This window comes from Rhodovulum steppense (assembly GCF_004339675.1).
Classification (GTDB): domain Bacteria; phylum Pseudomonadota; class Alphaproteobacteria; order Rhodobacterales; family Rhodobacteraceae; genus Rhodovulum; species Rhodovulum steppense.
Genome location: NZ_SLVM01000002.1, coordinates 223,688 through 230,247 on the forward strand (window position 1 = coordinate 223,688; position 6,560 = coordinate 230,247).

The window sequence follows — 6,560 nt, forward strand, 5'->3', positions numbered from 1 at the left end:
CTCAGGGCAGCTCTGCCTGAACCGCCAGCGCGGCGGCGCGGGGATCGGCGGCCTGCCAGATCGGGCGGCCGACCACGATATGATCCGCGCCATCGGCAATCGCCCGGGCCGGGGTCGCCACCCGCTTCTGGTCGCCCGGATCGGCGCCCGCGGGCCGCACGCCCGGCGTCACGATCAGCCGCCCCGCCGCACCCGGCAGCGCGCGGATCATCGCGGCCTCCTGCGGGCTGGCGATCACGCCATCGGCCCCCGCCGCAAAGGCCCGCGCCGCGCGCTCGGCCACGATCTCGGGCAGATCGCCCGGACGGATCAGGCTGGCATCCAGATCGGCGCGGTCCAGCGAGGTCAGGATCGTGACCGCCAGAATCTTCATGCCGGACCCGCCCGCCCCCTCGCGCGCGGCGCGCACCACATGGGGGTCGCCATGCACGGTCAGGAAATCCAGATCGAACCGCGCCAGCCCGCGCACCGCCGCCTCGACGGTCGCGCCGATATCGAACAGCTTCATGTCCAGGAAGATGCGCTTGCCATGCTCGTCCTTGAGTTCCCGCGCCAGCGCCAGCCCGCCGCCCGTCAGCATCCCCAGCCCGATCTTGTAGAAATCGGCCGCGTCGCCGATCCGGTTGGCAAGCTCCAGCCCCGAATGGGCGTCGGGCACGTCAAGGGCAACGATCAGGCGGTCATCGGGCATGTCGGATCCTCCGTCGGGGTCGTGCCTTGCTAGGCTACCGGTCGCGACAGGTCCAGCGCGGCAATGCGCTGTGGCGCCCTTGCAACGGGTTGGGCCATCTCCCACATCTGCGGTCGAGGCCCGCGACGAAGGGTGTGCTGCCGGTCAGGCACCGCGAGCGACGGGCGCTTTGGCAAAGGAGAGAACCGATGAACCTGGAAAAGTTCACGGAACGGTCGCGCGGATTCCTGCAAGCCGCCCAGACCATCGCGATGCGCGAAAGCCACCAGCGGCTTGCCCCCGAACATCTGCTCAAGGCACTGCTGGATGATCCCGAGGGGATGGCCTCCAACCTGATCCGCCGGTCGGGCGGCGCGCCCGAGCGCGTGGTCGAGGCGGTCGATGTCGCGCTGGCCAGGATGCCCAAGGTCTCGGGCGATGCGGGCCAGACCTATCTGGACCAGACCACCGGCCGCGTGCTGGACGAGGCCGAGAAGCTTGCGAAAAAGGCGGGCGACAGTTTCGTGCCGGTCGAGCGCATCCTGATGGCGCTGGCCATGGTGTCGTCCAAGGCCAAGGACGCGCTGGATGCAGGCGCCGTCACGGCGCAGAACCTGAATGCCGCGATCAACGACATCCGCAAGGGCCGCACCGCCGATACGGCCAGCGCCGAGGAAGGCTATGAGGCGCTGAAGAAATACGCCCGCGACCTGACCGAGATGGCCGAACAGGGCAAGATCGACCCGATCATCGGCCGCGACGAGGAAATCCGCCGCGCCATGCAGGTGCTGAGCCGCCGGACCAAGAACAACCCCGTTCTGATTGGCGAGCCCGGCGTCGGCAAGACCGCGATCGCCGAGGGGCTGGCGTTGCGCATCGTCAATGGCGACGTGCCGGAATCGCTCAAGAACAAGCGGCTGATGGCGCTGGACATGGGCGCGCTGATCGCGGGGGCGAAATATCGCGGCGAGTTCGAGGAGCGGCTGAAGGCGATCCTGAACGAGATCACCGCCGCCGCGGGCGAGATCATCCTGTTCATCGACGAGATGCACACGCTGGTCGGCGCGGGCAAATCCGAAGGCGCGATGGATGCCGCCAACCTGATCAAGCCCGCACTGGCCCGGGGCGAGCTGCATTGTATCGGCGCCACGACGCTGGATGAATACCGCAAGCATGTGGAAAAGGATGCCGCACTCGCCCGCCGGTTCCAGCCCGTGTTCGTCGAGGAACCGACCGTCGAGGACACGGTGTCGATCCTGCGCGGCATCAAGGAGAAATATGAACTGCACCATGGCGTGCGGATTTCCGACTCGGCACTGGTGGCGGCGGCGACGCTGTCGCATCGCTACATCACCGACCGTTTCCTGCCCGACAAGGCCATCGACCTGATGGACGAGGCCGCCAGCCGCCTGCGGATGGAGGTGGACAGCAAGCCCGAGGAACTGGACGCGCTGGACCGCGACATCCTGCAAAAGCAGATCGAGGCCGAGGCGCTGAAAAAGGAGGATGACGCGGCCTCGAAGGATCGGTTGGCGAAGCTCGAAAAGGAATTGTCCGACCTGACCCAGAAATCGGCCGAGATGACCGCGAAATGGCAGGCCGAACGCGACAAGCTGGAAAGTGCGCGCGATCTGAAGGAACAGCTTGACCGGGCGCGGGCGGAACTGGACCACGCCAAGCGCGAAGGGAACCTCGCGCGCGCCGGGGAACTGTCCTATGGCGTGATCCCGCAGCTTGAGCGTCAGCTTGCCGAGGCCGAGGCCAAGGAGGACGACGTTCTGGTCGAGGAGGCCGTCGGCCCCGAACAGATCGCGCAGGTCGTGGAACGCTGGACCGGCATCCCGACCTCGAAGATGCTGGAGGGCGAGCGCGAGAAGCTGTTGCGCATGGAAGAGGAGCTGGGCAAGCGCGTGATCGGCCAGCGCCAGGCATTGACCGCGGTGGCGAATGCCGTGCGCCGCGCCCGCGCCGGGCTGAACGACGAGAACCGGCCGCTGGGCAGCTTCCTGTTCCTTGGCCCCACGGGCGTCGGCAAGACGGAACTGACCAAGGCGGTTGCCGAATACCTGTTCGACGACGATCAGGCGATGGTGCGCATCGACATGTCCGAGTTCATGGAGAAGCACGCAGTCAGTCGCCTGATCGGCGCCCCGCCGGGCTATGTCGGCTATGACGAGGGCGGCGTTTTGACCGAGGCGGTGCGGCGTCGCCCCTATCAGGTGGTTCTGTTCGACGAGGTCGAGAAGGCGCACCCGGAGGTCTTCAACGTGTTGTTGCAGGTGCTGGATGACGGGGTGCTGACCGACGGGCAGGGCCGCACGGTCGATTTCAAGCAGACGCTGATCGTACTGACCTCGAATCTCGGGTCACAGGCGCTGAGCCAGTTGCCCGAGGATGCGGATGCCAGCGCGGCCAGGGCCGAGGTGATGGAGGCGGTGCGGATGCATTTCCGCCCCGAATTCCTGAACCGTCTGGACGAGATGGTGGTGTTCGACCGGCTGAGCCGTGCCGACATGACCGGCATCGTCGAGATCCAGTTGCGGCGTCTGCAAAAACGGCTGGCGGCGCGGAACATCGCGCTCGACCTCGATGCGGATGCCGAGAAGTGGCTGGCGGATGCCGGTTATGACCCGGTCTATGGCGCGCGGCCGCTGAAACGGGTGATCCAGCGCAGCCTTCAGGACCGGCTGGCCGAGATGATCCTGGCCGGCGAGGTGCGGGACGGCGAAGTCCTGCATGTCACAGCCGGGGCCGAGGGGCTGATCATCGGTGGCCGGGTGGTCGGCTCGAACCGGCCCAAGCCCGAGGATGCCGTGCTGCACTGAGCCACTGGTGCGAAATGGAACGCCCCGCAGGTCAATCACCTGCGGGGCGTTCGCGTCAGGATCAGCCCTCGGGCAGGATCACCGCGTCGATCACATGGATCACGCCATTGCTGGCCTCGATATCGGCGGCGGTGACATTCGCACCGTTCACCGTGACGCCACCCTCGGTGCCGATGGTCACGTCAGACCCCTGAACCGTGGTCGCGGTCATCCCGTCGCTCAGGTCGCCCGACATCACCTTGCCCGGCACCACATGATAGGTGAGGATCGCGACAAGCTGGTCACGGTTCTCGGGCTCGAGCAGCGATGCGACCGTGCCCTCGGGCAACGCAGCAAAGGCATCGTCGGTCGGGGCGAAGACGGTGAACGGACCCTCGCCCTGCAGCGTTTCGACAAGGCCCGCGGCGCTCACGGCCGCCACGAGGGTGGTGAACTGATCGGACTCGGACGCGATGGCCACGATGTCCTTGGCCATGTGGTCATCCGCGAGGACGGGCGTGGACAGTATCGTGGCAGCGGTCACCGCCATGAAGGTTCTGCGAAGCATGAGATGGTTCCCTTCCTTGTTATTCAGGCGACCCCGTTGATCGGGTCGGTGCGGGTTACGCAAGGAAGGCGCGGCTGGATGAGCGGGGATTCCTGCCGATCCTGTTTGACACCGCGGCACGGCGCCCTAAGCCGGGCACCGGCACGAAGTCACATCAAGATGCGTTGATTTCGTTTGAAAATCCGTGAGTTCGGCACAACGTTCAGTTGATCCCCGCGGCCTCGCGTGCCAGCCCGTCCAGAAGTGCCTCGACCTCTTTCATCGGACCTTCGGGGAACTGGCGAAAGCCGATCATGGTCTGGTCGGGGCTGTCGGGCATCTGCAGCACGAAGATGCCGTAGGGGCAGAACTGAATGTTCATCGGATCGGCTTCCATCACCTTGCGCGACAGCGCGGCCGAGCAGAAGCTGAAGATATCAGCCTTGAGAAAGATCGTGACGTCCGAGCCGACATCGGCCTTCGTCCGCTCCAGCATGTCGCCGGTATGGCTGACGCTGTCGATGACGAGGCCCTGGCCGATCACGGCATTCTCCAGCCCGAACACCACGTCATCAAAGCTCTGGTCCACGGTGTAGGTGATGACCCCCTCTGCCCCTGCCGAAACGGCGACCATCGCCAACGCGGCGGCGGCGAAAAGTGTTTTCATGATCTTCTCCCTGAGCTTTCGGCACGGGCTTGTAAGATGCCCCCCGCACGGCCACTCTAGCGAGGGTGAATGCGGCCTCCTTGATTGAGGTCAACCAGGGCAGGCAGGGAGTCGGCGCCATGGGTTGGGCCTATTACGCTTTGCAGGTCATGGCGGGGGCATTCGCGCTGTTCCTTGGCGTGCTGTTTCTGGTTGTCCTGCTTCTGTTCGCCATAGACCGCACCCAGACCGGCGATGCGATCCGGCGCAACTACCCGGTGATCGGTCGGTTCCGTGGCCTTTTCACGACCTTGGGCGAGTTCTTCCGGCAGTATTTCTTTGCGATGGATCGCGAGGAGATGCCTTTCAACCGAGCGCAGCGCAACTGGGTCTACAATGCTGCCGAGGCCAAGGGGAATACGGTGGCCTTCGGCTCTACCCGAAACCTGAACATCCCCGGCACGCCGATCTTCATGAATGCCGTCTTTCCCCCGCTCGACGATCAATACGCCTCGACCGAGCCGATGGTTGTCGGTCCGTATTGCCGTGAACCGTATATGGCGCCGTCGATCTTCAACATCTCGGGAATGTCTTACGGCGCGATCTCGAAGCCTGCGGTGCGGGCGCTGTCGCGGGGCGCAAGACGTGCGGGCATCTGGCTGAACACCGGCGAGGGCGGCCTGGCGCCCTATCACCTTGAGGGCGGCTGTGACATCGTTTTTCAGATCGGCACGGCGAAATTCGGTGTGCGTGATGCTGCGGGAAACCTGAGCGACGACAAGCTGCGCGAGGTGGCAAGGCACCCCGAAGTCAGGATGTTCGAGATCAAGTTGAGCCAGGGCGCCAAGCCCGGCAAGGGGGGCATCCTGCCCGCCGCCAAGATCGACGAGGAAGTCGCGCGTATCCGTGGCGTCCCGATGGGGCTGGATGCGATCTCGCCCAACCGGCACCGCGAGGTGGACGATTTCTCCGATCTTCTGGACCTGATCGCCCGTATCCGCGAGGTGACCGGCAAGCCGGTCGGTATCAAGAGTTGCATCGGTTCGGCCGATCCCTGGTTCGACCTGTTTCGGGAGATCCGGAAACGGGGCGAGGAGAGCGCACCCGACTTCATCACCATCGATGGCGGCGAGGGCGGGACCGGGGCGGCGCCGATGCCCTTGATCGATCTCGTTGGGTTGCCCTTGCGCGAGGCGCTGATCCGCATGGTCGACCTGCGCGACCTCGCGGGTCTGCGCGATCGCATCCGCATCATCGCCAGCGGCAAACTGGTCGCGCCCGGCGATGTGGCCTGGGCGATCTGCCTGGGCGCCGATTTCGTCACCTCCGCGCGCGGTTTCATGTTCAGTCTGGGCTGCATCCAGGCGCTGAAATGCAATCGCAACACCTGCCCCACGGGCATCACGACCCACCAACCGCAGCTGCAGAAGGGGCTGGTGGTCAAGGAAAAGGACAAGCGTGTTGCCGCCTACGCGAAATCGGTGATCGGGGAGGTTGAAACCATCGCCCATTCGGTGGGCGTCGCCGAACCCCGCGAGATGCGCCGTCGGCACGTCCGGGTCGTGCTGGACGACGGCAGTTCGGTGCAGGTGAACGAGTTGCACCCATCGGTTAAACTCGATTCGCAGGGCCGTGCCATGACCGGTGGAAACGCGCAGTTCGAAGCGGCCCTCAAGCGGTTCGACGAACCCTGAATGCTTTGGTTCCGATTGTTCCAGCGCGCTGCTGACGGTGATGGATGTGCTGCCGTTCCAATGCGCCATGTGCGTGGTCGGGCTGTTGCACGGGGCGTGTGCCGGGCAGGGGGGGGCTGGTTTGTCGCCGCGATGTCGGTCTGTGCGGGCGTTACCTGCTGTGAGGTTACGCCGGAGCGTCTGCTTGGGTTTTGCCGGG

General features: G+C 65.3%; 5 protein-coding genes. 2 read left to right on the top strand and 3 right to left on the bottom strand.

Annotated features, from left to right (window positions below):
• Position 1 precedes the first annotated feature (1 nt).
• Complete coding sequence (gene pyrF, locus EV216_RS02225; RefSeq protein ID WP_132693419.1) at positions 2–691, bottom strand: orotidine-5'-phosphate decarboxylase; 690 nt, start codon at positions 689–691, stop codon at positions 2–4.
• 188 nt (positions 692–879) lie between these two features.
• Between pyrF and clpB the strand changes: the two genes are divergently transcribed.
• Entirely contained in the window at positions 880–3,495 is a 2,616-nt protein-coding gene (gene clpB / locus EV216_RS02230) for an ATP-dependent chaperone ClpB (RefSeq protein ID WP_132693420.1), read from the top strand.
• Between the two features lie 61 nt (positions 3,496–3,556).
• Here the strand turns inward: clpB and EV216_RS02235 are convergent, their stop codons facing one another.
• Positions 3,557–4,042, bottom strand: a complete 486-nt coding sequence (locus EV216_RS02235) for a fasciclin domain-containing protein (protein WP_132693421.1) — start codon at positions 4,040–4,042, stop codon at positions 3,557–3,559.
• A gap of 202 nt (positions 4,043–4,244) precedes the next feature.
• The gene (locus EV216_RS02240) at positions 4,245–4,688 is read right to left on the bottom strand and encodes a DUF302 domain-containing protein (RefSeq protein ID WP_165899115.1); all 444 of its coding nucleotides are present in this window, start codon (positions 4,686–4,688) and stop codon (positions 4,245–4,247) included.
• A gap of 119 nt (positions 4,689–4,807) precedes the next feature.
• On the opposite strand from EV216_RS02240, the gene EV216_RS02245 reads away from it, so the two are divergent.
• Complete coding sequence (locus EV216_RS02245) at positions 4,808–6,361, top strand: FMN-binding glutamate synthase family protein (RefSeq protein ID WP_132693422.1); 1,554 nt, start codon at positions 4,808–4,810, stop codon at positions 6,359–6,361.
• Positions 6,362–6,560: the final 199 nt, after the last annotated feature.